We start from the raw sequence: 24,905 nt of genomic DNA on the forward strand, positions 1-24,905 counted from the left end.
GTGTTTTTCCCACAGACCCGGCACAGCCACCGGCGGTGACCCGTATCAGATCCCGCTATAAATAAAATGCTGAGGGGGTGTACCCCTCACCAAAAAATTATTGTGAGCCCCCCACCCCCTCAGCAAAATAATTTCCGGATTCACCGTCCCCTCACAATTTTTTTCATGACTCTTCATCAACTATGAGTCCACTGAAAATTTTTTATATTTTTTCACGCAGAAAAATTCCCGGAAATTTTTTTTATTTTTCTGCTCCATAGAAATCAATCTCACAATTCATTCAGTGGAATTACGAGTGTGACCCCCTCTCTCCCCCAGAGGGGGAGGCAGCCCAAGGGGGCAGGCCCCCTTGACCCCCCCGGTTTCAAGTTTTTTCAAGGCTCGCATACGGAGAAGTTCCACGGTCCGAACGGTCGTCAGACTGTGAGGATGAGAAGAATCCGAAGGATTCTTCGCGGGGCGAGGGTCGGTAGACCCCGAGCGCCCGTGGCTCCATCCTTATCTGATACTATCCCACACAGGTTTTCTACAGAGCCTATTTTTCTTCGAAGCTTCATGGTTTCTTGTGCTTCGGGTTCGGAGAGGTTGCAAACCTCAACGAGCTGAAGGGAGGCATCGGCCGACCTTAAGGTTTGAGAGCCATCAGCATCTCAAAATTTTTTCCCGGAAATTTTTACGACCCGTATCAAAAAAACCCGACACCAAACCTCCTTCCCTACGCCGAAAACAATCCCCCGTAACCACCTATTTTTAGAGTATACAACTTCCCAAATCCGGGCCCGCTACGGCCCCCGTTTCCCAAAAATTTTCAAACCGGGCCCGTATTGAGCCCCGATTGGGATCGAACGACCCCCTGTTTGATACAAAACTCCTGGAGTTTTTGCATGAACAGGGTGTCCGGCAGATTATCACGATTCTTCATCATACCGGAACCCGGTTTTAGCTGAGCGGGGTCTGCAATTATCGGACCCCTGAGACCCCAAAAACCTCGCAAAATACCCGGTTTGCCAAAAGGGCCATTTTAAAAAAATCACGTAAAACGCCCGGATTCCATCCGGCTTACCATATGTCCCGGAATGCCGAACGGGGTCATATTCTGGGTTTTTAAGATGTGGGTGAGTTTTCTGTCCGGGACGGTGCATAAAGCGAATCGGGGCGGGCCGGAAAAAAAGTCCCGCCAAACGCTGCTATAGGGCTCCGGAGGGCATTATATGCACCTCAATTTTTGCCCCTTTTGGCAATTGGGGCGTGATGTGGAGCCGGATTACCGTCGGTGGAGAGGGTTTACGACGGTGGCTGGCAGAGAGTCCGGGCTCTTCGATGGTGAATGGGTGAAAGGGGGATTCTCTCCTGTTAAGAGTGGCAGCGCGACTGGTCAGGAAAAATGTTCCGGAATTTTTTTTGAAAATAATTTTTCGTCCGGTTTTTAAGAAAAAAATTTCCGGAACGATCCGGAAAAAATGTTCCGGATTTTTTCTGCGGGGCTGTCATTAAAAAAACCGCAAGTGCGAAAAAATGTTCCGGATTTTTTTTGCTTTCAGAATTTTCCGGAAAAGTTCCGGACAATGCTTAACGCTTCCTTAAAAAAAATTCCTGCATCTGTTGTATCACGGGATCTTTTCCCGGGCCCGGGCATCATGTTCGGCCTGCAGCTCCCTTTCCTTTTTGACATTCTCGACCATGATGCAGAAGACGTACATGCCGATGGCATTTGCAACGATCATCGGGATGTATACCCGCCCGACCACCGCAAGGGCCTGATCGAACGGGCGGGCAATGAGGAGCGTGAGGAGCATGTGAAAGACTTCCATGAGGATGGCAAAGACCACCGCAATCTTCCAGCCGGCAAATTTCTTCTTGCAGTACAGCCAGATGAGCCCGCCAAAAAGCCCGGCAAAGACCGCGGTGACCGAGCAGGAGTACACCGTGAGCCCGCCCATGCTGAACCGGTACGCGGCCCCGATCAGTCCCGCACCGATCCCGACCCATGGGCCGGCAAGCAGGCCCGCGAGCATCGGCCCGAGGTCGCGGACGTTCACGACCGAGCCCATGAAATCGATGCCGCTGAATGTGCCGTACACGGAGAGGGCGCCAAAAAGGACAACAAGGATGATCTGGGTCACGAGGGTCGGGTGGCCTTCAAGGATCTCCGGAAAGATCCGGCTCCGGGTCAGGAGGTACGCGGCCACGATGATGACACACATGAGTTGTAAGAGAACATTCAGCTGGGTGAGAATTGAAAAATCCATAATCATGTTCCTTTATCTTGATCCATTGAACATAATTTATGATAAAGAATTCAGGTCAGGTTAGTTTATTCACTAAAGACTGATCGACCTGAAACAGGTCCTATTCCAGGACTATGACTGAGGCTCCCGTTTTCAAAAATAAAAAGTGCAGTAACTTTCATTATCCCCTTCCCATCGGACTGTATGCACGACCTTGTCGGCAGCAGGAAGATGGAGAACGGCATTGTCGTCTTCTGGGACGAGAATGGCCAGAGGAAGAACGAGTCGTTCAATTACCAGGAACTCATCGATCTGAAGATCAACGCAGCCGACCTGTTCGACCGGCCGATATTATCCCAGGTCAGGACGGGCGTGAAACGAGAGATCAAAAGGAAATAACAAAGAAATATCATTTTTCCCGGGCACACGATCTGCCCGGAGCGATCTCCCTTCACGGATCTATTTTATAATTTTTTATGTACATTCCCCTCCCCGGGAGACCGGAACGAAAACAGCGTCCCGGTTTTCCGACATACTCGTTGTAACGGTCGCAACCTTCATTATCCTCCGCTTCCATCGGACTGTATGCACGACATCATCAGCAGCAGGAAGATGGAGAACGGCATTGTTGTCTTCTGGGAAGAGAACGGTGCGAGGAAGGACGAGTCGTTTAATTACCAGGAACTCGTGGACATGAAGATCAACGCGATCGATCTCCTCGACCGGCCGAAATCCTACAAGGTTGACAAGGATGCACATACGCTTGTCGTAAAGAAATAAAATCTCTTTTATTTTCCGGGGTTCGGGACACACGCGGTCGTGAGCATCCGGCAAAATATATTAGTGTATAAGCAAATACTTATACAGAATCCATGGACCCGTACGATAAGGATGAAGAATGCACGCGTCTCCGCGAGATCGTCCCCGCAATGGCCGGGACGTTCAAAGCGCTTGGCGACCTCACCCGGCTCCAGATCATCTACCTGCTCTCAACCGATACGAGCGGCACCCTTGGTGTTTCCGAGCTTGCAGCCCGGCTAAAGATCTCGCAGCCGGCAGTTTCGCAGCACTTAAAGACGCTGAAGGCCGAAGGGCTTGTCGAGTCCCGCCGTGAAGGATTCTATATCTATTACACCGTCAACCGCGAGCGGATGGTGGCGTTCCGAAAACATTTCGAGCTGATGTCCGAAACCGTGATGGCGAACTGCAACCGGGAGATGATACGGAGAACCGACCAGGGCAGGAGCGTGCGGGCCTGTGTCATCTACTACTCATACTCCGGGATCACCCGGGGCATTGCGGAAGGGATCCGGAACGCGAGCGGGTGCGACACAATCGAGGTCCGGACAAAGACCCCGTACTCCTCGTTCACCGCGTACACGACCGGCGTCCTGCGATCGCGCAAAGGGGCATGCGACCCGATCGAACCGGACGCGATCGACGTATCAGGCTACGACCTCATCATCATCGGCAGCCCGGTCTGGGCATGGAAGCCGTCGCCCGCCATCAACGCGGCAGTCCGGGCGCTCCGGGGCTGCGAGGGAAAGATGGCCGTGGTCTTTACCACCTGCTCCACCGATCCCGGTGAGGCACTGCCTCTCCTCAGCCGGGCGCTCGCGGCACGCGGAGTGACCGTCATGGCAGAGATCAGCCTGGATGCAGAGGACGCGAAGAACCCTGACGCCGGCGGCGAACTGCTCCGGCAGATCATCGCGGCTGACCCGTTCAGGAGTATGGATGAGGGAACAACAAACAGGACGTGAGAACATGAAGACCAGTATTATTTACAACTCGTATTCCGGGAATACCCGGGGGATAGCAGAACAGATCCGGAAGAGCTGCGGTGGCGACCTTATTGAAGTGAAGTCACGGGACTACCTGTCCCGGTTTGTTGCCTTCACTATCCAGTGTTTCCTTGCCCCCAAAGAAAGAGATGACGGCACCGGACCCGAAAGCATCGATGTTTCCGGGTCGGACCTTGTGGTGATCGGGACACCGGTCTGGGGAGGAAAACCAACCCCGGCAGTCAAAAAAGCAGTCGCCGGACTCCACGGGTGCGAGGGAAAACCGGTCGTGATCTTTGCTACCTGCGGCGAAAAACCGGGTGAGACCCTCGCGATCCTTGCAGAGGCGCTGTCAGTAAAGGGTATGACCGTTGCCGGGCAGTTCTCATTCAACAAGAACGAGGTCCGGGACCGGAATGCAGTGAATGCACTGGTCGCGAAAATACAAGAGACGGGAAGCAGACCATGAAGACGATCATCTATTATTTCACCGGCACCGGCAACTCGCTTGCCGCTGCAAAAAAGATTGCCGCGGTCCTCGGCGACTGCGAGCTCGTACCGGTTGCCTCGCTTGAGAAGACCCGTGGCGATATCACACCGCAGGCAGACCGGGTCGGCATTGTTTGTCCGGTCTATTTTTCCGGCCTGCCGCTCATGGTGGCATCATTTGCGGAGCGCCTGGATCCTGCGGCGGTAAAGTACCTCTTCTGTATCATGACCCATGGCGGGGGCGGGGAGTCTGCCGCCCTGCGGCAGCTCGACAGTATTCTCCGGAAGCGGCAGGGACGGGGACTTGACGCAGGATTTGGCGTAGCCATGCCCGGGAATTATATCCTGATGTATGAACCCATGACGGTTGAGAAACAGCGGGAGATCTTACAAAAAGCGGACAGCGTAATCGGAGACATCGCGGGCGCCGTAGGCCGGTGCGAGAAACGAAGTCTCCCGTCATCTCTCATCAACCGCGTGCTGTATTCCATCGCGTATCCGTATTTCAGGTCCCATGTTCGAAAAGGAGACAAAAAATTCACCGTAACGGATAAGTGCACGGCCTGCGGGACCTGCGTTGCGATCTGCCCGTCGAACAATATCGAACTGGTCAATGACCGGCCGGTCTGGAAACACCAGTGCGAGCTCTGCTGCGGGTGTATCCACACCTGCCCGGTACAGGCCATCCAGGCCGGACCAAAGACTGAATCGTGGGGGCGGTACCGGAACCCGGATATCGCTATCGCTGACCTGAAACAAACGAAGAACCATTCAGACTAAAAGGAAATTACCATGACAGAAAAACCAGAAACCAACAAAGCATCGTCACGCCAGAACATCCGGAAATGGATCCTGATCCTGTCCTTTATCCTTATCCCGGTTACGATCTTCTACATCTCGCCCATCATCGTCATGATGGGTGCGGGAGAGGGTGTTGCAACGGGCAGCCTGCTTTTATACATCGCACTCTTCATCCTCTCACTTGTTGTTGCACGGCTCTGGTGCGGCTGGCTCTGCCCGATGGGAGCATGGCAGGAGATCTGTTCGCCGGTCATTAAGCATACCGTGAAGGAAGGCTGGCGCAACTGGATCAAGTACGGCATCACTGCCATCTGGCTGGGCATGCTCGCGTTCACCTTTTTCCAGGCCGGCGGGATCCGCTCGGTGGACCCCTTCTACGGTACCGTGAACGGCATCTCGATCTCGTCAGTCCAGGTACTGATGATGGTCGGGTTCATCTTTGCCTTCATCATCATCATCGCGTTCATCACCGGAAAGCGCGGGACCTGCCATGTCTTCTGCCCGATTGCCGGAATCATGGTGGCAGGCCGGAAGATCCGGAACCTGTTCCACTGGCCGGCACTCGGTCTCTCTGCTGACGCCTCCCGCTGCATTGACTGCAAAAAATGTTCGAAGGAATGCCCGATGGGACTTGACGTGAACAGTATGGTCCGGAAGGATGAGATGGAGAACGCCGACTGCATCCTCTGCGCGAGCTGCGCCGATGCATGCCCGAAGGGCGCGATCATGTACGGCGTAATGCGTAAGTAAAAAGGGCATGGTTATGTGCCGGGTGCATACGAGGGAAGGAAAATGAAGGGTGCGTTGGCAGGGAGGAGGATCCCGGGATCACACCGGCAGCGGGTGCGCCTTTCCCTCATCATCCTCTCGTTCATCCTTTACCCTGTCACGTTCGCCTACATCTCCTGCCCGATCATCACCGAGGCGGCAGGGCTCGGGATCGTGACGGGCGGCTTCATTGTTTTAACCCTTCTCTTCCTTGGCTCGCTCGTGCTCGGCCGGCTCTGGTGCGGGTGGCTCTGCCCCTCAGGTGGCCTGCAGGAGCTGATGCGGTCTCTCTCTGACCCGCGCCTCAGGACAACAAGACTGGACTGGCTGAAATACCTCGTCTTTTTTGGGATCTTCGGCAGCATCGGGTACGCGATCTGGTCGGCCGGCGGGCTTTCAAGCATCGACCTCTTCTACCGGACAGAAAATGGCATCTCGATCCTTGCAGCCGGAGGCGTTGCCGCGCTTCTCGGGCCGGTGATCATTATCATTGTATTTACGCTCATCTTCGGGAGACGCGGGTTCTGCCATACATTCTGCCCGTTCGCGCCGATGCTCATGATCGGCCGGAAAATCCGCAACCTGTTCCGCTGGCCGGCACTCCACCTTGCCGCCGATCCCGGCCGGTGCATCGATTGCGGGAAGTGTTCGGCGGGATGCCCGATGAGCCTTGACGTGAACGGGATGGTCCGGAAGAATGAAATGGAACAGGCGGAATGTATCCTTTGCGGCGAATGTGCGGACACCTGCCCAAAGGGGGCTGTCCGCTATATTTGGGGAGCGAGATAACAATGGAGATAAAGAAGGTCCTGGTCATCATGGGAAGCCCCCGGAAAGGAAATACGTTCCGGGCATGCGAAGAGCTTCGCGGGATCCTTGAGGTGAAACTCAAGGTGGAATTCGAGTATTTCTGGCTGAAAGATGCTGATATTGCACCATGCAAAGGATGCCTTGCCTGCTTCTCGCTTGGAGAAGACCGGTGCCCAAGCCATGATGATATACGCATCATCGAAAGGAAGATGGAGGATGCCGATGCAGTGGTTTTTGCCACCCCGGTGTATGGCATGAACGTGTCCGGCCAGATGAAGATCTTCATCGATCGCTTAAGTTACGTTTTTCACCGGCCGCGGTTCTTTTCTCAAAAAGCCTTCCTCCTCACGACTGCCGGGATCCTTGGCAATGACGAGGTCCAGAAATACCTGGACACGGTTGCCCGGATCTGGGGGTTCGAGGTCGCGGGAAAGGCAGGGACGGTGACTGCTGAGCCACTGTCCCGGCGCCAGGTTGAACAGAACCGGAACGTAATTGCCCGGGCAGCGGGAGAATTTATCGCTGCACTGCAGCGTCCGGTCCGGAGGAGCCCGGGGCTGATGGATGTCATGGTCTTTCATGGGCAGCGTGCAGCGTTCTCCCAGCTTAGGGAAGTGTCTCCCGCTGATTTCCGGTACTGGAAGGAGAAGGGATGGCTTGACCGTGGCACGAAGTACTTCGTGGATGTGCCGGTCAATCCCGTCTATCATGTTATCGGGAAAGCGGTCGGCTGGATCTCGGCCCGGCAGATCAAAAAAGATTTGGTGGATAATCCGGGGGTGTCATGATGGATGGGATCGGAAGCGGAAAACGGATCCTGGATTCGGTCTCGGACCGGATCATCGCGATCACGTCGGGACGCATGCTCCTCGCAGCACTGGCCGGTCTTCTCGTAACAGGTTTCCTGGTCAATGGCCGGCCGTTCGGGATTGCGCAGCTGAAACAGATCACCGGTGGCATAGGGATCCTCGACATGGAAGTCCTCTACACTCCGGAGCAGGCGTACGCGATCCTGACCGCCCTGGGCGAGTCCGGCCGGGCGTTTTACCTGACGCACATCGTGCCGCTCGACCTCCTCGTCCCGTTCTTCTACGCACTCTTCCTCTCGCTTACGATCAGCTGGCTCCTGCACCGGTGGCTCCCGGCAGGCAGCCGGTGGCACCGGCTCAACATCGTCCCACTCATCGGCAGCCTCTGCGATTACCTGGAGAACCTCGGTGTCATCGCGATGCTCATGGCATGGCCGGCGGAGCTCTTTGACATCGCCCGGTTCACGATGGCGGCAGGGCTCCTCAAGTTTTCGTTTTCCGCTCTCGCCTTCTGTATTGTTATCGTTGCGATCATCGGCTGGGCTGTCAGTATCATAAAAGTCCGGTGTGGCAGGAGCCCCGCGTAATAAGCGGGACTGGTGTTTATGGAAGAGAACAGCCGCCAGTACCGCGAGATCTTCGACACCACAATCGGGGAGACCATCAGCCAGGCGATCCGGATCATTGCGTCCGATCCGGCGCTGGTCATCCCCGGTTCGGTCATCCTCCACCACCAGCGGAAGGCGGTGGACGTGCGGAGGAAACACGAGGCGGGCGGGCTTCTCGTCCCGCCGGTCATCATCGCCAGCATCACCTCGCGCTGCAACCTCGCGTGCGCCGGTTGCTACATGCACGGGCGCCATGAGAAGCCCGTACCGGAGATGGACCCGGCAACGCTTGCCTCTGTTGCTGACCAGGCCGCGGAACTTGGGGTTTCGGTCTTCGTCATTGCCGGTGGCGAGCCGCTCGTCAGGCAGGACGAGATCTTCCGGATTGCAAAAGCCCATCCCGCGATCCTGTTCCCGGTCTTCACGAACGGGCTCCTGATAGACGACGCGGTTGCCGAAACGATCGCATCGTGCCGGAACGTCGTCCCCATCATCAGCTTCGAAGGGTTCCGCGAGGATACCGACTCGCGCCGGGGGGACGGGGTGTATGACCGGTTGCTCGCGACCTGTGCCCGGCTGAAACGCCGGAACATCTTCTTCGGCTGCTCGGTCACGACCACCCGGGAAAATTTTTCCAGCGTCACGGATGAGGAATTTATCCGGCAGATGAGCGGCGCCGGCGCCCGGGTCTTCACGTTTGTCGAGTACGTGCCCATGGAGGCCGGCTCGGAGCATCTCGTCCTGACCCATGAGCAGAAGAACGTCCTCCAGATTGTCCTTGCAGATTTCAACCGGAAATTCCCGGCTCTCTTTATCGGCTTTCCGGGAGACGAAGAACAGTACGGCGGGTGCCTTGCCGCGGGTCGGGGCTTCGTGCACGTGAGTCCTTCGGGCGACCTCGAACCCTGCCCGGCAGCGCCGTACTCGGATGCAAACCTTACGAAAGTTCCGTTGAAAGAGGCCCTGCGGTCGCGGCTGCTCGCCCGCTTACGCGAGGAGCCGGAGGTCCTGGCGGAGACGGAAGGGGGCTGTGCCCTCAGGGCGAACCGGGTGTGGGCAGAGGAACTTCTCTCAGGACCGGATACAACGAAATCCGGATGATTGCAGGACTGTTGCAGAGCATACGAACGCTCCGCTCCGTGCGGTCGAAAAAAAATATTCCTTTCACTTCGTTATCCGCGCACACCGGCTGTTACGGTCGGAGTTTTTATGATATCTTCCGCTGTTTTTGTTATACTATTCCAAAAAGTTCCAACTGCATTGAAAATTGAATCAAAGATTGTCTTCTCCCGCACCCCACCGGATACTGAAGTATCACGAATACAGTCTGTGGAAGCAGGCTCAAACACATACAGGGTCTTCTCGCGAACCCGCGTGACATCCAGCCCGTGTTCAACTAAGGCGGATGATCCCGGGCCGACAACCACCGTGGCTGTATCGGACACGGAATGAGTTGCACTGCCGGTGGGGATTTGAAGTGAGAAGTAATCCGGATCCGCGGGATTTTGGGAATAATGGACCAGGTATACCGTCCCGGTCACTCCTCCCAGCGTGACATCCTTAAGAACATAACCTCCCCGGCATGCGATCTCCTGTTTCACAACCGCGTAGCCGGAGGTGTCGGGGATGGGGGCAAATGCTCTGCTGTTCGTCCCAACGGGTGCCAGACCGAACACAGCGTTCTCTCCCCACGTGCCATACGCGGGAACAGTATAGGTGTAGGGCCCGGTGATCGTATGCAGGATGCCGCCCGGGTAGCGTATTGCAACACGGACACCATCGCCAACTTCGATGTTCCATCCCTCAGAAACCACGTCACCCCGCGATGCAGAGGTTGTGCTCCCGCCTGCATGGATCTTCACGTGTGCCGGGTCAGAGAGCTGCGCGATGTAGGCGTACGCTGTCGGGGATGAGAAACTGAGGGCATAGGTGATATACGCGTCGAGGGCCGCATCGACGGTCATGCTGTCCGTGATGCCGGCTTTTTCCAGGTACGATGCCGGGACGTAATCGCTGAACTGGGCTGCTGAACTGACATCGTTGCGATCAACGAATGCAGCGACAGGTACGGGAACACAGACTGCAATGAGAACCAGGCAGGCAAGGAACAATCGGTGCATACCCTCTCTTTCGGGTCAGGTTTTAATAATTTTTTGATGTTTCCGGTTTATTCCCGGATGTTCCCCGGATCCGGAAACCGGTGGGCTGCTCACGAAACGGAAGGGAACTGTGCCCTCCGGGCGAACCGGGCGTGGGTGCAGGGACTGTTGCGGTCGCAATAATGGGGGCTCTGCCGGGTACTGTTTTTTGACATGGACCAATCAGGGGGTGCTCTGGAGTGGATGAAGATTCCCCCTCCCTTTACGATAGCAGTGAGGTGGCCCTCGTTTGCGATCCCGACCGGGGCCCATGGCCGGAAATGTTTGGGGGAATGTGCGGGAAATTTTTTTGGCCGGATACGTGGGGGAAAAAATCAGACGATGCCGGAAAAATTTTAAAAATTATTGAAAATTAAAAAAAATGAAAGATGTCTCACTCACCAACAACGGTTACGGGAAACCGGGAGTACGGGATGAGTCTCTTCGGACTCCTCAGTTACGTACTCAGGTCGCCTCAAGCCGGAGCAGGACGATACCCCCGTCGAACCCGGAGGTTGGCACCGGATCCTTTCACTTTCCTGCCGCATCCCGATCCCTTTTAATATCACAGTCAGAGATCCTAAGCACCGTGACTGAATTCCAGCTCGTCTCCAGCTTTGCACCGGCCGGCTCGCAGCCGGAAGCGATCAGGGAGCTGATCAAGGGACTTGAACAGGACAAACAGTACCAGACCCTGCTCGGCGTCACCGGCTCCGGCAAGACCTTCACGATGGCAAACGTGATCGCCGCAGCGCAAAAACCCACGCTCGTGCTTGCGCACAACAAGACGCTTGCCGCCCAGCTCTACTCCGAGTTCTGCGACTTCTTCCCGAATAACCGCGTCGAGTACTTCGTCTCCTACTACGACTACTACCAGCCCGAGTCCTACATCCCGTCAAGGGACCAGTACATTGAGAAGGACTCCGCGATCAATCCCAAGATCGAGCAGCTCCGGCTCTCCGCCACTGCCTCGCTCTCGCACCGGAATGACGTGATCGTGGTCGCCTCGGTCTCCTGCATCTACGGCCTCGGCAACCCGGAGAACTACCGGAACATGGGCTTTGAGCTAGCGGTCGGCCAGAACATTTCGCGGAACGAGATCATGAGCCGGCTCCTTGACATCCTGTTCGAGCGCAACGATCTCGAACTGATGCCGGGCCGGTTCCGGGTCAAGGGCGACACCATCGACCTCATCCCCGGGTACTTCAACGACATCATCCGGATCGAACTGTTCGGCGATGAGATCGAGCGGATCAGCGAGGTGGACAAGAACACCGGTGCAAGAAAAGAGCAGATGAAATATTTCTTCGTGTACCCAGCCCGGCACTTCGTCACCCCGGAAGGCGCGAGGAAGACCGCGATTGCATCGATCCGGGAAGAACTCGACGAGGTCCTGCCATCGCTCGGGCTGATCGAGGCCCACCGGCTCGAACAGCGGACCCGGTACGACCTCGACATGATCGAGGAGATCGGTTCCTGCAAGGGCATTGAGAACTATTCCCGGCATTTCGACGGCCGGAAGGCCGGCGAGAAACCGTACTGCCTGCTCGACTATTTCCCGGACGATTTCCTGATGATCATCGATGAGAGCCACCAGATGATCCCGCAGCTCCACGGCATGTATAACGGCGACCGTTCGCGCAAGAAGTCCCTGATTGACTATGGCTTCCGGCTCCCGAGCGCGTACGACAACCGCCCCCTCCGTTTCCACGAGTTCGAGCAGTACATGGGGAACGTGGTCTTCGTCTCGGCAACGCCCGGGGAGTACGAGCTGAAGAAGTCCGGAAAACCGGTCGAGCAGATCATCCGCCCGACCGGTCTCGTGGACCCGGAGGTCGAGGTCCGGCCCATCGGGGGGCAGATGGACGATGTGATCCGCGAGGTGCAGGCCACGATCGCGAGGGGAGACCGCGTCCTTATCACCACGCTGACAAAGAAGCTGGCCGAGGAGCTGTCAGAGTTCCTGGCGAGCCGGAAGATCCGGACCCGGTATCTCCATTCCGAGATCCAGACCCTGGAGCGGAGCGAGATCATCCGCCAGCTCCGGCTCGGCAAGTTCGATGTGCTGGTCGGGATCAACCTGCTCAGGGAAGGCCTCGACATCCCCGAGGTCGGCTTCATCGGCATCCTCGATGCGGACAAGGAAGGCTTCCTCCGCGATGCGAGGAGCCTGATCCAGATCATCGGACGGGCCGCACGGAACGTCAACGCGAAGGTCGTGCTTTACGCGGATAACATGACCGACTCGATGAAGAAGGCGATTGCCGAGACGAAACGCCGGCGCACCCTGCAGGTCGCGTTCAACAAAAAGCACCACATCACCCCGCAGACCATCATCAAGCCCGTCAAGGAGAAAGAAGTCGATGTCACCGACACAAAGCACGTGCCGAAGCCCGAGATCCCGAACGTGATCATCGACCTTGAGAAGCAGATGCGGGACGCGGCCGAGAGCCTCGACTTCGAGAAAGCGATCGCGTTGCGGGACCAGATCAAGAAACTGAACGAGCGGCTCGCCGGGAAGTGAAAACTAAAAAAAAGAAGGTGATTAGGTAAAGTCCACCACTAACCCATGGTTAGTATTGAGCCAATTCAGGATTTTTTTTAAGATTTGCGCTCCGGAGAACACAAAAAATGCAGCCCCCCTCTTGCGCCGCCAGTCCCCCGAGGGGGGATGGGGCGCATTGCGATGCCTCGGTATTACCTGTATCGGGGGCACACACAGGTTGTGGTAATACGGCACTATCGCAACCGGGGGATGCCCGAGCGGCGGGGGCGGAGGTTTGCCGGAGCCCCCAAGAGCGGTAATGAAATTTTTGTTTCAGGTTTATCGAACTTTTGGTGGATGTTACACAATCACTAAAAAGAAATTAATTAATGGAATTCCCTGACAGGACAGCCGTTTCAGGCACATCAAATTCCTGACCTGAATTCCGGATCCTGTATTTGCCTGTTGCTTTTACCTCATAGGGATTGCCTGTTGTCGAAAAGGGAACGATGAATTCGCCATTGGTACTCTCCTGCCGGTAAGTAAAGTTCCGACCGGTGTTGGAGATAAGATCCAGTTCAATGATACCGTCCCCTTTGATGTGTGCCCCCCTGACATATTCAAAGACTTTCACATATTTCACATCCGGGGTCTTTACGGTGAACACATTTGTCGGGGACTCATGGACAAGACGGTAATGGCGCAGTGCCGGGACATCAGCAGCCGGATCGATGAGCGATGTGCTTACAACAGTTGCATGATAGCCGCTCTTTGCGTTGAGGTTGTACTCTTCAGCCCGGGCCTGTGCTGCCGTCGCATTCATTACTTCGCCATTGATGACAATCGGAAGAGACTCATTCGTGATACTGGTATCGACAAATTCAAGGTACAGGACCTCTGTTGCCGGTTTCATCGAACCATCGAAATTGTGAAGGCGTGAGACCATGGTGAGATAGTATTGCGGGGTGTTAAAGAGCCGTGATTCTGCCCGGTCCGGGTCGTTCTGATCCGGGACAAACATGGAGACCATGTAGGGATCCTCCGCAAGCGACGAGTTGTACCATGTTGCCATAGCCGGGAATTTCCCGGTATCCATCTGTATGTCCGTGATCACGTACCGTGTCCTGAGCTGGTCCAGAATGGTGTTGGCCTGATCCTCTGAGGATGAGATGAAATATGCAGCAGAACCGGTATCTCCCGCCACACCCTGCTGGAACGGGTTGGCATTGGGTATCCGTTTGGCGATATAGGTGATCATGTGGCCATAGTCCCACCATGACATCACGCCGTATGAACTATCCGGGTACCGGAACGTCCGGGGATCATAAATGGTCAGGTAATCGAGACCGGTATCCGGAGAATTATTTCCCAGCCACTCCAGTGATTCGCGCCAGTCCGGATTCATACTGTCCGGATGACCGGCCGCGTTGGTGTAGCTGGAGGATGCGGAGGTATATGCAAAGAGGATTCCGGTCCCGGCGGTAAGAATGGCGACGATAATTATTACCCCGGCAGAAGCAGGGATCATCCGGGTTTTCTGCCGGGCATTTTTCCCGCTTTTACCTTTCCGGCCTTTTCCTTTTGGTTGATCCTTTGTTTCCGGGGGGTCAACAGTATCCCTGCTGCCACGGATCCATGGCTGGATCTCCGGCCAGGCCCGCGTGAAAACAAAACCTGTGCAGACTGCCGACATGAGCGCTATGTTGACTGTAAGGTAGTATTCGTACCTCATATGCTGCCATGTTGAGAAAAACATGACAACCGACCAGACAAGGGCAAATACTTCCCCGGGGTGTTCCTCCTTCCAGTTGTTATAGAGCATGACGAGCGCTCCCCCAAAAAACAGGATAAGCCCGTAATTGAACGAGATCCACGCGTGTTCGATTGACCATCCTCTCGCTTCCAGGACGGTCTCGGTTACCGGCTGCTGGCCGAAAAAGGCGAACAGGGATGAGATGAAAAGGTCATAGATGTGGGGAGCGAAAACGAATAAGGACCCCGAGAAAATGACGGCACTGATCAGGAGTACTGACGGGTACCAGAACCGTTCCCTGTTTTTTAAGAGGATCGATAATCCATACAACAGGATTGTGCCCCCGGTAAGCAGACAATACGCATAGATATGGCCAACGGAATATACGGAGAGTCCGATGCCGGCGGCTTTGATGCCGAACAACAGCAGGCCGGCGATTGCGACAAGAAATACCGTGGTATTGATAATCAGGAGATATTCACTGGTGCGTCCCCGCCAGGCATCGATCACAAACTGGATGAGGGTAAATATTCCCACGATGAGCGCGAAAAGGATCATCGTCGGCATGACAAAAAGCCCGAGAAGATAACTGAGACCGGCAAGAAATGAGAGGAAAAGGATTTTCTTATAACTTCCAAACTCGTTCAGATTGATTTTTGCAGGTTTCTCAGATACGATTGCATAACTGTACAGCAGGCAGAACAGTGTCGAGAAGAGCACTTCCGCAATATGGTGGTCGATATAGCCGTACCAGGATATCGTGAAAAACTGGCCGGAGACTATAGCGGTAAATCCTGATGCGAGAAGCCCGGTCTTCCAGTCACCAAAGACCCTGCCGACAAAATACATGAGGATGACAATTATTGCAGCCATGACCGGCGGGACCAGAAGGGCGATGCCGATAATTTCCGGGCGGGCCGCAGCACCGGTGATGAGGCAACAGACCGCTATAATTGTCGGGAACAGCGGGCCCCAGTAAATATCCGTCCCGAATGGATAATGGGTCATGGCCTCGAACCAGCCATAGCCCGGGAAGTTTGCGAGGATCAGCTCGACCTGTCGCAGGTTATAGAGCGGGTCGTCCATTGCGACAATGTTCAGGATATCGGTATTGCCCATGTTGATCATGGGGATGAGGCGGAGCCAGAGCGCACAGAGGGAAAAGAATACCACGAGACTGGCGATCATGCAATTTTGGATATTGACACTATCTTTTTTTATCATTCAGTCATCCATTCCGTTCAATAAAATACGTTGTAGAAGATAATTATGGTTTTTAAGTGAACCTTTATCATCAGTATGGTTCGAATAACCATGCGGTACACCCGGAATCGCCAGGACCGATATCCCGAACGTTATCATTGATCTTGAGAAGCAGATGCGGGACGCGGCCGGGAGCCCCGGCTTCGGGAAAGCGATTGCGCCTGAGGGACCAGATCAGGAAACTGAACGAGAGGCTCGCCGGGAAGTAAAAAGTAGTTAACCAAGCATCTCGTCCGAATGAGAATGAGAGTTCTGAAAAAAACCTGTCAGAAAAATGAAAAATTTTTCAGGATTTTATTCCGAAAAGACCTTTGAACGAGCCGATAATCTGATCCAATAAGCCCGTCTGCTGAGCCATTTTTTCCGTGACCGGAACCGTTGGCGCAACGTTTGCCGGGATTGTCGGGGCGGGAAGACTCACCACGGCGGTCTCTGTGACCCGGGTGGCAGTGGTAATATTCTGAAAATTATCAATTTCGTAAATATCAAGGACCTTTTTACTGGTGGGGGTGATCGTGCCCGGAGCGGTCCCTGTCAGCGTGACGCGGACAGTTTCATTGAGTCCCTTGATACTTGAGGGATATGACAGCTCAAAACCCGACAGTTCAAGTGTTTGTCCGGGGACGGGTCCTTTTTTATTCTCTATGCCTTCAAGGATTAACGCATACGTCCAATTCGGTCTTGCCAGTTCGGTGGTCATTACCAGATCGTTATCTGAAGGGAATGTTGCGCCCGATGCAGGTACAAATCCAATGGTGTATGAAACGGTTACGGGGGTATCCGGAGCCAGGGGACCTGAAGGATCCTGGACATAACTTTCAACAGTAAATGCTGATACCGGGGAAGTGCAGATGACCAGAAGGGCAGCAGCAAGAATAATTATTTTTGTTATTTTTTTCATCGTAAACCTCATCCAGGAAACGGTATGATCTTTTCTATAGAATTAATTTATTTTTTTATACACATAATATCATTTTCTTTTGACTCTATCGTCATGGTAAAGGTTGGAATTGGTTGTGGTATCCCGGATTTATTTCACAAAAATGCTATCAGGTATAATCTCATCGGATGCCCCGTTTTTTTGTGTTATGAGGGTGACCCCCTCTCTCTTCGAAGAACGCTAACGCGTTCTTCTGCAACCTCCCTTCGGTCGGTCCCCAGAGGGGGAGTCCGAATGGTCCAACAGGATCATGAGGACGCAGAAGAACCCGAAGGATTCTTCGAGGGCGGAGAAGATGCTGCGCATCTTCTCGTCTCGCTGTCCGAGACTGCGAAGACAGTCCAAGGGGTGCGCCCCCTTGACCCCCGTTGTAATCTCGAAAGTTTTCAAACAACATTCTTGCCCAGCGAGGCCCCGACAGGAATCGGCCGTCGCATCAGAGAGGGTCGATTGGAGAAGTAAAACTTCGACTCGGCCGAGCGACCCCCGAAGGGGGTGGGCTTGCTCATATTCGTGATTATTTTGGGAAATTATTTCGGGATAGGACAAAGGTTGGAATTGGTAAATAACACACAGTAATCCCGGGATAATTGCGAAAAGGGAAAATCAAAGAAGGGTTCTTTGATGGATTCTTCACCCGGGTCCTCACCGGGCAAGGGCCGTCCGCGACAAGTCGACATCATTCCAATCGCAACCGGGCGCCAGACCGCTGACGGAATGTAAAAAATAAACAGGGTACCTGTGGTTCAGACGAGCCGGATCAGGTTCTCCCTGCCTTTCTTCACCTTGATGATCATGCCCCGCATGTGAAGGTCATTGAGTACCGTGCTCACCGTTGACCGGGGCAGGCCGGTCACCCTGACGATCTCCGATTGGTGCATTTCGCCATCATGAGACCTGAGCAGCTGTACGATCCGGTCCTCAAGGCTCAGTATCTCGGTCTCGGTCAGGGAAGGCGGGGCAGGGGTTTCCTCTGGAATGTTCCCGTTGTTTTTCCTGCGCCTGCGCAGGAACACAAATGTGGCAACTGCGATCACGATGACAAGCCCGAGACCGGCTGCTGCCGCGAGCAACGGGAATGCCTGCTGTTCAAGCACCACCCGCGGTTCACCCGCACCGAACGAACGCTGGCCGTACCAGGCCAGCCCGTCCCGGGAATTATCCGGTTCCGGCTCGGCCTGTACTATCGTATACGTTTCCGGATAACGGATGATGAGCATGTTGTCCTTTTCCATGTACAGTCCGCCGGCAAATGCATCGCCGATAGTAATCGTGGTGCCTCCTTGGGTAAACCCGTTCCAGCGGGCGGTATAGACAACGACACCGTACCTGCCGGTCGGAGACTCCTGCATAACCGCATCACCGGTCACACCCGTTATCTCCATGTGACGACCGGTCATCACCGCCGCCTGGGCAGCCGACCGCTCCATCAGTTCCCGGAACTGGGGGAGGTAGACCTCCGGAAGGTCACGGGTATATGCCTCGAAATCCGTAACGTCCGTACCAGATGACAGGAGTGTACGGTACTCAACGCGCCAGAGTGCTGACCCGTCATCCGCGACCGTAACCGTGTATGCGATCGAGTAGTCCGGTGTTGCTGCCGCGGCGGTCATACCGGCCAGGGCACCCGGCAGCAGGAGAATAAGAATCACTAAAATTCCCTGCTGCAGTACGTGTCTCATGGTCCACTTCCGTGTATCGTTTGAGTATGTGGTTACCAGATATGAAAAAATTTGGGGCCTTTTTATCCAACCGGGAATCCCGTCATTCACGGCTTCTTCCCACTGCCTGTCCCCGGGGTCGCGCTGCTGCCGGAATTGCCGTTGCTGCCATTTCCGCCGCCGTTTGATGCGCTGTTGTCGGTTCCGGACTTCCCGTTTCCTTTGTCATCCGTCACACGCGATGGCAAAACCGTTACCGCAGTCCCGGCAGTCTGTCGGCCCGGGGTGGGGGGTACTTCGGTCACCCGGGCTTGTCCTTTGCCGTTATCCTTTCCATTGCCCGTGCCCTGCTGGACCTGTTGGGTCACCTGTTCCTGGAGAGCCTGTTCCTCACCGGCATTCTTGGTACTCTGTTGATCCCGGATTTCGAGACGGACCGCTTTCATGACGGTTGCGTTGTTCTTCTCTGTCACGCGTTCAAACCGGGTCTGTGTCTTTTCCTCAAACTTCTCTTCAAGGGTGAGGCTGTTATTATACGCCCGCATGAGACCGGTGTTGTCCGGGTAGCCGTCAAGCAGGTCTGCCAGCACGAGCTGGTGCTTTGCAACCATTTCCTGTGCGTGCAACAGGCCGGTTGCGTTTGAAGCTGCATAGGTCTGCAGGTGCAACCGGGTGAGGTTGGTCTTCTGCGCGTAGAGATCAAGGGCCCGGTCGGCATCGGCTGAATTGTTCAGCTGCAGTTCCCTGCGCACCTCGGATAAGCGCAGTCGGGCATTGGCCATCTGCTTATTGAAGAGCTCGGTCTCGTTTGTTGTGAAGGACTCGTCAAGGTCTTCAAAAGCGATCTTGAGGCCGTAAAGCGGGCTGCCCGGGCCAATAGAACCGTTGTACGGCTCGATATCATCCGCAATAACGGTCCCGTTACGTTCAGTTCCGGTATCCTCCAGTGCTGCTGCTGTGCCTGCCATGCAGAGCAGTGCGAGTACGAAGATACCGTTAATCCATCCGGCTTTTTTTATCATGGTTCAACTTCCGGTTTTTCGGCATATTGCCGCTGAAACAATGGTTGGGCCCGGGCAGTAAAAGCCCATCGAAAATCCAGAAGAAACCGGATCGGCCGTGGTTGTTCCGGTACTGAAAATAATGTCCAGGATTGTCCCGATGACATATCCGGGCAAGGATTGGAGAAATTGCCGGTGCAGGAAATCGGGCGTCAAATCAACTTTTTTTTATGTTGGACCAATGCGATCGCGCGAAAAAATGATTATGGAAGCCCGCACCAAGATCGTCCACGAGGGATCCACATCGACCCAGTTCCAGCCTGAAGAGTCTATGATGCGGGACGCGGCCGAGAGTCTTGACTTCGAGAAGGCGATTGCATTGCGTGAGCAGATAAAAAAGCTGAACACGGGGTCTGTCAAGTCTTCGGCAGTTGGAGTGTCTCAAAAGTGCCTGTCAAAATTCGGCAGTTTTTTTAGGCGTCTTGATTTAAAAATGATTAATGTGTAAAACAGGGTTTTAATAAATCCTCATTTAACAGAATGTTCTTATCACAACAATCCATAAGGTGTTTGGAAATCCCCGTTGCAAAATGAGCGTACTCGACGTGTTTTCCCAAATCTTTTAACGCATTTACCGCTTCTGAGAAATCACCATCGCTACTAATTAAAATTGCTACATCGTAAATATTATTGTAAGCATATCTGAGCATATCCACGGCTAAGTATATGTCCACCCCTTTTTCTTTTACCCCACCACTTTTATGCTCCAATCTGCCAAGTCTTAATTGTAAATCGGGTAACTTTTTTAATTCGTTAAAAAAACGTTGTTGGGATTTGTATATCGCCTCGTTATCTTCCTGATTTACCGGCGCATTATAATAATAGGTTCTAACCAATTCTCTCTCGGAATTACACAAAGTCAGACTTAATTTGTTAAAATCAATGTTTGTTTTTCCGATATGGTGTTTTATTCCATGATAGAAATTGCTTCCATCAATAAAAACGCAAACACGTTTCATACAAGACATAATATATGAAACAAGGGGTTATTAGTATAACCCCTTGGAATTAATAAAAAACCACATTGCTAAGCAAGGTGGGGAAGTAATACAAGATCAACTTACACTTATTATTATTAAAATCTTTACCAATAGTTAAATTTTCAAAATGTTGGATTTTTAAACTGTTTTTGCGCTTACCGTCATCTGAATCAGCGCCATCAACTTGTTATCTCCTTCAGTCACAATCCCGCATGTTTTTTATTCCCTATAAAAAAAAGATAACATCTGCTGGTAAAATCTGGCATGAATTGATGGGCTCATTTCAGAATTCTGAAACCCAACAATATGATTGATTTATGCGAGGGCTCCCCGCCTCAGGGCCTCTCCGAGGAATAAGTGGTTCGCAGAACCGCGAATTTGAGAAGAACCTTCAGGTTCTTCGAGGCACGGCGGGGCAAGGAGGTTTTTCATGCTTTCAGTCACTGACCCGCCGCGGGGAATCAATCGTTGCATCAGCGAGAATTGATTGGAGAGGGTATCAACCTTCGACTGCGCCCCGTCGGGGACAGCCGCAGGCTGTGGAGAAGTGATAACTTCGACTGCGGCGGCGTTCATCGCAAACGGGGGGTATGGGGGTCTCAACCCCCATCATCATACCAAAATTTTTACTCAACGTTCTCAATTCTGTTTTTAAAAAATGGTTTACCCAAGTCCCCACTGGGCAAGCGTTGTCCTTGAGGGGTCGACATCGTTCCAGTTCCAGCCGAGCGCCTCGATGATCCGGGAGATCGGCTGCTTGATCGTCTTGTCGAGCATCAGCTCCAGGTCGACCACGAACTCCGGTGGCACCTGGTCCGCGTACTCGAAGCAGAGCACATCGGTCTTGGGATATTTTGACGTCACGGTCCTGATGTAGATCCGTTTCGGCTTGCTCCCCTTGCCGAACTCGGTGTGCAGGTGCTCGTTGGCATATTTCGCTCCCCGGACCTGCGCGTCGTCATTGTCGTAATCATCGAGCGCCTTGCCGATCCCGCCGGGGATACCGATCTCATCGAGCGAGTACTTTCCCGCCCGGTATTTTTTGATCACGTCCCCGAGAAATGCCTTGATCTCTGCATAATCCTTCCCGTCAAGGATCTGTTCCATCACCGTCTTCTGCACGAGCTTGGTGATCTGCGGGGTGTCGCTCCTTTTTATCTCGAAGCCCACGATATCGGTCTCGTGCACGTCCTTTCCCTCTTTCCAGACGAGCGAACCCGCGTACCGTTTCTTCTTGCCGGCCTGGAAGAACCGGGCATAGATCTTCTCGAACTTGATCGAGAAGAAATGGACGTCGGCGTTGAGTTCCTTCTTTGCAAACACGGAGTAACTCCCGTTGAGCGTCTTCTCGATCGACCGGGCAAGCTCGATTGTTTTCTCCCGGTCGAGCGGCGGCAGCTGGATCATGCAGGAGTCCGTGTCGCCGTAGATTACCTTGTAGCCCTGCTCCTCAATGGTGCGCCGGGTGTGCTCGATGATCGCCCGGCCAACGGACGTGACCGCTGACCCGATCTCCCGGTCGAAGAGCCGGAACCGGGTATAGCCCGAGACCCCGTAGTAGGTGTTCATGATCACTTTCAGCACGTTCTGCTGCATGTCGTACATCACGTACTGCGGGGAGCCGAATGCAAACGTGTTGCGCAGCGACTTCTTCTCGTCGCGCTCCTTGAGGAGCTCGGCAATGATGCTCCTTGTTAACCCGTCCGGCTGTTTGCGGAAGCGGATGCCGTTGGGCGCCCGGAGCTCGCCTTCCGGGTCCTTCGTCTCCATCGATGCATTGATGGTCATCATCGCCATCGGGTAGAGCGACTTGAGGTCGAGCACCACCACGTTCTCCCGCACGCCCTTGCTCGGCTCGAAGACCGTTGCCCCCTCGAATTCCTCGGCATTGGCAAATCCTTTGGATGGCAGGACATATTTCCCGAACGCCTTTCTCAGCACGTAGACATCGATCACGTTCGAGGAGTTCAGGGTCCGGTCGAGCGGGCAGCCCACGTACCGGGCGATCTCGCGGTAGAACCCGATGATGTTGTCCTTCCGGTTGATCCCCACGCAGAGCTCCACGTCCTTGAAGTTGTACTCGACCAGCAGGGCCGGCTGCTTCTTCCAGAGATCGGAGATCGTGCCCGTGTACCGGACCTTCTGCTCCCCGAGTTCCTCCATCGCGATCGCGTCGAGCCGGTACGACTCTTTCAGGCTCAGGTGCATCTTCTTGTACGCGGAGAGGAGGTCGAAGAGTGCCCGGCCCCGCAGGGCATTGCGCTCAGTAGCGCCGGGGATCCGTGCCAGCGAGTCCGGGCGGAGGCCGAGCTTTTCCATACGGCCGGTGATGTACGGCATGTCGAAATCGACAAAGTTCCAGCCGGAGAGGACATCCGGGTCGCGGGACACAAGGTACGTGGCGAACGCCCGGAGCATCGCGACTTCGTCACCGTACGTGCAGATCGTGTGCATGCCTTTTTGGAAGCACCCGTTCGCGAGGCCCCCCTCGCTTTCTTTCTGTGTGATCCCGGCAGGCATCTTGTCCCCGGACAACACGAACGTGGTATAATCCTCGTCAAAGGAATCGTATGCCGTAATGCAGATGATCTTGTCACGCTGGGGGTCGGGGAACCCCCGCTCGTCCTCGCACTCGATATCGATCATGCAGGTCCGGGCCGGGGCATCGACCTCGGCCGCGGTGATATCGTGATAGTTCACGGTCTCGTGCGGGGCCGATACCCCGCCGGTGAGCCCGGTATCGATCATGAACCGGGTGGCAAACGGGATGTCCGCCTCGAAGTGGCGGTAGCGTTCACGTACCTCGCGCACATCGCCCGGCCGCTGGGTATAGAGCCGGCGGAGGGGCTCGTTCCGGATCGAACGGTAACTGGTCCCGGTCTCGAGGGTTGCCTGCGGGGGGAGCGCAACGCTCTCTGCCTGGTCGGCCGGTGCATAGAAGTACGGTTTGAAACCGGTCACGTCCAGCCGGACCGCCTTTCCCTGCGGGTCCCGGCCGAAGATATGAATGACCGGGCCCTCGGGAGAATTGCTGTACTCCACCTGGTTGATCGCGATCCGGAACCCGGAGAACGCCTCGAGCGTGCAGGTGGCATTCAGGCAGGTCTCGCTGCGGGCGGACTGCGAGGCCATCAGGGTACCGCCTTTTTGCAAAGACCGGTAACGAACTGCCCGGCCTCGTCCATCTTTGCCTTCTCCCAGGGATCGAGTTCCCATTCCGTGATCTTCATGATCCCTTCTCTCCCTATCCGAACGGGCACGCCGAGCGAGCAATCGCGAAGGCCGTACTCCCCGTCAAGCACAGCGGAGCAGACCGTGTTCTCTCCCGTGTTCGAGAGTACCATACGGGCCAGCCGGGCAAGGTGGAGCGCCGGCCCGAATACCGTGCCTCCCTTGCCTGTGATGACCTTCATGCTTGCACCCCGGAGTTCGCGGAGGATCTCTTCCCGAACGGTCTCTCCGACCGGTGCATCGAGCCGGGAAAAGACAGGTACCTGGTGCTCACCATGCTCCCCAAGGACAAACGGAAGCCCGTCAATGTTTCTCTCGCTGATAGCAAGACCGAACCGGGCACTGTCAAGCTGGCCGCCAAACCCGATACAGCGCTCCCGGGGGAGACCGGTCTTTTTGCAGAGATAAAAATTATTGACGTCCATCGGGTTCGTAACCGTGATGAGGACCCCGGAAAACCCCTTGAGCAGGCCGGCGCAGTCGCAGGTGGCCGCCATGTTTGCATCGAGCAGGTCGGCGCGGGTTTTTACGGAGGGATTCCGTGGCAGCCCGGCGGAAAAAACACAGAGGTCCGCATCGCGTATCCCGGTCATCCCGGTACTGATTGAGATATCAAGACCGGTGTGCTGCAGGTCGAGCACCTGTGCCCTGAGCAGGTCGGGAGCAGTGTCGTACAGGACCAGTTCGTCGACAATGCCGAGCGAGGCTGCAAGGTACGCAACCTCGCCGCCGATCCTCCCGACTCCAACTACTGCAAGGCGCGCCATCTGGTACCAATATGGGTTATGCTAATAATAAATAACGACCATTTCCTGATGAATGGTTTCGATCAGGCCGGGTCCGGTGAGTGTCGGGGGAGTCGGGCTGGACAACCATCTCCTGCTCGCCGCCGGAATTCTTGGCACTACCGGTGCGTCGCTCTCGCGGATGCTGCACCTCGGGGCGGGGGGAGTTGTGACCAAGTCCATCGGCCCGCACAAAAAAGACGGGCACCCCGGCCCCTGCCTCGTTGTCCTCGAGGACGGGCTCCTGAACGCGATGGGGCTCCCCAACCCGTCAAAGGAGTTTGTTGATGAGCTCGCCACTCTCGTAAAGA

The 24,905-nt window shown here is 54.8% G+C and carries 22 protein-coding genes and 1 pseudogene; 14 read left to right on the forward strand and 9 right to left on the reverse strand.

The features are described 5' to 3' along the window. Positions 1 to 1,607: 1,607 nt before the first annotated feature. Positions 1,608 to 2,249 carry a LytS/YhcK type 5TM receptor domain-containing protein gene (locus M0R30_RS11055; protein ID WP_292546838.1) on the reverse strand — a complete coding sequence of 214 codons (642 nt, stop codon included), beginning with the start codon at positions 2,247 to 2,249 and terminating at the stop codon, positions 1,608 to 1,610. 183 nt (positions 2,250 to 2,432) lie between these two features. Between M0R30_RS11055 and M0R30_RS11060 the strand changes: the two genes are divergently transcribed. From M0R30_RS11060 to M0R30_RS11105, 10 genes are all read left to right on the forward strand, one after another. Then, entirely contained in the window at positions 2,433 to 2,627 is a 195-nt protein-coding gene (locus tag M0R30_RS11060) for a hypothetical protein (RefSeq protein WP_292546840.1), read from the forward strand. Positions 2,628 to 2,813: 186 nt separating this feature from the next. Continuing rightward, positions 2,814 to 3,008 carry a hypothetical protein gene (locus M0R30_RS11065; protein WP_292546842.1) on the forward strand — a complete coding sequence of 65 codons (195 nt, stop codon included), beginning with the start codon at positions 2,814 to 2,816 and terminating at the stop codon, positions 3,006 to 3,008. 92 nt (positions 3,009 to 3,100) lie between these two features. Then, on the forward strand, positions 3,101 to 3,991 hold the full coding sequence (locus M0R30_RS11070) for a metalloregulator ArsR/SmtB family transcription factor (protein WP_292546844.1): 891 nt from the start codon (positions 3,101 to 3,103) through the stop codon (positions 3,989 to 3,991). Then, complete coding sequence (locus M0R30_RS11075) at positions 3,966 to 4,481, forward strand: NAD(P)H-dependent oxidoreductase (protein WP_292546847.1); 516 nt, start codon at positions 3,966 to 3,968, stop codon at positions 4,479 to 4,481. The genes M0R30_RS11070 and M0R30_RS11075 overlap by 26 nt, the downstream gene beginning before the upstream one ends. Next, on the forward strand, positions 4,478 to 5,281 hold the full coding sequence (locus tag M0R30_RS11080) for an EFR1 family ferrodoxin (RefSeq protein ID WP_292546849.1): 804 nt from the start codon (positions 4,478 to 4,480) through the stop codon (positions 5,279 to 5,281). The genes M0R30_RS11075 and M0R30_RS11080 overlap by 4 nt, the downstream gene beginning before the upstream one ends. Positions 5,282 to 5,293: 12 nt before the next feature. After that, the gene (locus tag M0R30_RS11085; protein WP_292546851.1) at positions 5,294 to 6,052 is read left to right on the forward strand and encodes a 4Fe-4S dicluster domain-containing protein; all 759 of its coding nucleotides are present in this window, start codon (positions 5,294 to 5,296) and stop codon (positions 6,050 to 6,052) included. A gap of 42 nt (positions 6,053 to 6,094) precedes the next feature. Next, a complete protein-coding gene (locus M0R30_RS11090; RefSeq protein WP_292546853.1) occupies positions 6,095 to 6,859 on the forward strand; it encodes a 4Fe-4S binding protein in 765 nt (254 codons plus the stop codon). A gap of 2 nt (positions 6,860 to 6,861) precedes the next feature. Next, positions 6,862 to 7,668, forward strand: coding sequence for a flavodoxin family protein (locus M0R30_RS11095; RefSeq protein ID WP_292546855.1), 807 nt, complete (start codon positions 6,862 to 6,864; stop codon positions 7,666 to 7,668). Continuing rightward, the gene (locus M0R30_RS11100; RefSeq protein WP_292546857.1) at positions 7,665 to 8,276 is read left to right on the forward strand and encodes a hypothetical protein; all 612 of its coding nucleotides are present in this window, start codon (positions 7,665 to 7,667) and stop codon (positions 8,274 to 8,276) included. The genes M0R30_RS11095 and M0R30_RS11100 overlap by 4 nt, the downstream gene beginning before the upstream one ends. An 18-nt stretch (positions 8,277 to 8,294) precedes the next feature. Further along, entirely contained in the window at positions 8,295 to 9,398 is a 1,104-nt protein-coding gene (locus M0R30_RS11105; protein WP_292546859.1) for a radical SAM protein, read from the forward strand. Positions 9,399 to 9,469: 71 nt separating this feature from the next. Here M0R30_RS11105 and M0R30_RS11110 read toward each other — a convergent pair whose 3' ends face one another. Continuing rightward, positions 9,470 to 10,417: a hypothetical protein gene (locus M0R30_RS11110; protein ID WP_292546861.1), complete on the reverse strand. Its 948-nt coding sequence runs from the start codon at positions 10,415 to 10,417 to the stop codon at positions 9,470 to 9,472. Between the two features lie 218 nt (positions 10,418 to 10,635). Between M0R30_RS11110 and M0R30_RS11115 the strand changes: the two genes are divergently transcribed. Both M0R30_RS11115 and uvrB read left to right on the forward strand, forming a co-directional pair. Then, positions 10,636 to 10,812: a hypothetical protein gene (locus M0R30_RS11115; protein WP_292546863.1), complete on the forward strand. Its 177-nt coding sequence runs from the start codon at positions 10,636 to 10,638 to the stop codon at positions 10,810 to 10,812. Between the two features lie 212 nt (positions 10,813 to 11,024). Beyond that, on the forward strand, positions 11,025 to 12,959 hold the full coding sequence (gene uvrB, locus M0R30_RS11120) for an excinuclease ABC subunit UvrB (RefSeq protein ID WP_292546865.1): 1,935 nt from the start codon (positions 11,025 to 11,027) through the stop codon (positions 12,957 to 12,959). Positions 12,960 to 13,302: 343 nt separating this feature from the next. Here the strand turns inward: uvrB and M0R30_RS11125 are convergent, their stop codons facing one another. From M0R30_RS11125 to M0R30_RS11140, 4 genes are all read right to left on the reverse strand, one after another. Then, entirely contained in the window at positions 13,303 to 15,897 is a 2,595-nt protein-coding gene (locus tag M0R30_RS11125) for an oligosaccharyl transferase, archaeosortase A system-associated (RefSeq protein ID WP_292546867.1), read from the reverse strand. A gap of 325 nt (positions 15,898 to 16,222) precedes the next feature. Then, positions 16,223 to 16,636: a hypothetical protein gene (locus M0R30_RS11130; protein WP_292546869.1), complete on the reverse strand. Its 414-nt coding sequence runs from the start codon at positions 16,634 to 16,636 to the stop codon at positions 16,223 to 16,225. 986 nt (positions 16,637 to 17,622) lie between these two features. Then, positions 17,623 to 18,558, reverse strand: a complete 936-nt coding sequence (locus M0R30_RS11135) for a helix-turn-helix domain-containing protein (RefSeq protein WP_292546871.1) — start codon at positions 18,556 to 18,558, stop codon at positions 17,623 to 17,625. Between the two features lie 86 nt (positions 18,559 to 18,644). Beyond that, positions 18,645 to 19,559, reverse strand: coding sequence for a DUF5667 domain-containing protein (locus tag M0R30_RS11140; RefSeq protein ID WP_292546873.1), 915 nt, complete (start codon positions 19,557 to 19,559; stop codon positions 18,645 to 18,647). Between the two features lie 238 nt (positions 19,560 to 19,797). Between M0R30_RS11140 and M0R30_RS11145 the strand changes: the two genes are divergently transcribed. Next, positions 19,798 to 20,046, forward strand: coding sequence for a UvrB/UvrC motif-containing protein (locus M0R30_RS11145; protein ID WP_292546875.1), 249 nt, complete (start codon positions 19,798 to 19,800; stop codon positions 20,044 to 20,046). Here the strand turns inward: M0R30_RS11145 and M0R30_RS11150 are convergent. From M0R30_RS11150 to M0R30_RS11160, 3 genes are all read right to left on the reverse strand, one after another. Continuing rightward, a complete protein-coding gene (locus M0R30_RS11150) occupies positions 20,036 to 20,557 on the reverse strand; it encodes an NYN domain-containing protein (protein ID WP_292546877.1) in 522 nt (173 codons plus the stop codon). The genes M0R30_RS11145 and M0R30_RS11150 overlap by 11 nt on opposite strands. Before the next feature lie 684 nt (positions 20,558 to 21,241). After that, on the reverse strand, positions 21,242 to 23,710 hold the full coding sequence (locus M0R30_RS11155; protein ID WP_292546879.1) for a DNA-directed DNA polymerase: 2,469 nt from the start codon (positions 23,708 to 23,710) through the stop codon (positions 21,242 to 21,244). Further along, positions 23,710 to 24,576, reverse strand: a complete 867-nt coding sequence (locus M0R30_RS11160) for a lactate dehydrogenase (protein ID WP_292546882.1) — start codon at positions 24,574 to 24,576, stop codon at positions 23,710 to 23,712. The genes M0R30_RS11155 and M0R30_RS11160 overlap by 1 nt, the downstream gene beginning before the upstream one ends. 52 nt (positions 24,577 to 24,628) lie before the next feature. On the opposite strand from M0R30_RS11160, the pseudogene M0R30_RS11165 reads away from it, so the two are divergent. After that, a pseudogene (locus tag M0R30_RS11165) lies at positions 24,629 to 24,905 on the forward strand (dihydroorotate dehydrogenase); the annotation flags it as partial.

Origin of the sequence: Methanoregula sp., from assembly GCF_023227875.1 — an archaeon.
Classification (GTDB): Archaea; Halobacteriota; Methanomicrobia; order Methanomicrobiales; family Methanospirillaceae; genus Methanoregula.

What these genes read in the sequence shown, in the direction of transcription:
- M0R30_RS11135 (WP_292546871.1), bottom strand. Translation starts at nt 18,558, where the DNA reads ATGAGACACGTACTGCAGCAGGGAATTTTAGTGATTCTTATTCTCCTG.
- M0R30_RS11130 (WP_292546869.1), bottom strand. Translation starts at nt 16,636, where the DNA reads ATGACCACCGAACTGGCAAGACCGAATTGGACGTATGCGTTAATCCTT.
- M0R30_RS11055 (WP_292546838.1), bottom strand. Translation starts at nt 2,249, where the DNA reads ATGGATTTTTCAATTCTCACCCAGCTGAATGTTCTCTTACAACTCATG.
- M0R30_RS11080 (WP_292546849.1), top strand. Translation starts at nt 4,478, where the DNA reads ATGAAGACGATCATCTATTATTTCACCGGCACCGGCAACTCGCTTGCC.
- M0R30_RS11100 (WP_292546857.1), top strand. Translation starts at nt 7,665, where the DNA reads ATGATGGATGGGATCGGAAGCGGAAAACGGATCCTGGATTCGGTCTCG.
- M0R30_RS11110 (WP_292546861.1), bottom strand. Translation starts at nt 10,417, where the DNA reads ATGCACCGATTGTTCCTTGCCTGCCTGGTTCTCATTGCAGTCTGTGTT.
- M0R30_RS11085 (WP_292546851.1), top strand. Translation starts at nt 5,294, where the DNA reads ATGACAGAAAAACCAGAAACCAACAAAGCATCGTCACGCCAGAACATC.
- M0R30_RS11140 (WP_292546873.1), bottom strand. Translation starts at nt 19,559, where the DNA reads ATGATAAAAAAAGCCGGATGGATTAACGGTATCTTCGTACTCGCACTG.
- M0R30_RS11070 (WP_292546844.1), top strand. Translation starts at nt 3,101, where the DNA reads ATGGACCCGTACGATAAGGATGAAGAATGCACGCGTCTCCGCGAGATC.
- M0R30_RS11065 (WP_292546842.1), top strand. Translation starts at nt 2,814, where the DNA reads ATGCACGACATCATCAGCAGCAGGAAGATGGAGAACGGCATTGTTGTC.
- M0R30_RS11155 (WP_292546879.1), bottom strand. Translation starts at nt 23,710, where the DNA reads ATGGCCTCGCAGTCCGCCCGCAGCGAGACCTGCCTGAATGCCACCTGC.
- M0R30_RS11125 (WP_292546867.1), bottom strand. Translation starts at nt 15,897, where the DNA reads ATGATAAAAAAAGATAGTGTCAATATCCAAAATTGCATGATCGCCAGT.
- M0R30_RS11060 (WP_292546840.1), top strand. Translation starts at nt 2,433, where the DNA reads ATGCACGACCTTGTCGGCAGCAGGAAGATGGAGAACGGCATTGTCGTC.
- M0R30_RS11150 (WP_292546877.1), bottom strand. Translation starts at nt 20,557, where the DNA reads ATGAAACGTGTTTGCGTTTTTATTGATGGAAGCAATTTCTATCATGGA.
- M0R30_RS11145 (WP_292546875.1), top strand. Translation starts at nt 19,798, where the DNA reads ATGATTATGGAAGCCCGCACCAAGATCGTCCACGAGGGATCCACATCG.
- M0R30_RS11160 (WP_292546882.1), bottom strand. Translation starts at nt 24,576, where the DNA reads ATGGCGCGCCTTGCAGTAGTTGGAGTCGGGAGGATCGGCGGCGAGGTT.
- M0R30_RS11095 (WP_292546855.1), top strand. Translation starts at nt 6,862, where the DNA reads ATGGAGATAAAGAAGGTCCTGGTCATCATGGGAAGCCCCCGGAAAGGA.
- M0R30_RS11075 (WP_292546847.1), top strand. Translation starts at nt 3,966, where the DNA reads ATGAGGGAACAACAAACAGGACGTGAGAACATGAAGACCAGTATTATT.
- M0R30_RS11105 (WP_292546859.1), top strand. Translation starts at nt 8,295, where the DNA reads ATGGAAGAGAACAGCCGCCAGTACCGCGAGATCTTCGACACCACAATC.
- M0R30_RS11090 (WP_292546853.1), top strand. Translation starts at nt 6,095, where the DNA reads ATGAAGGGTGCGTTGGCAGGGAGGAGGATCCCGGGATCACACCGGCAG.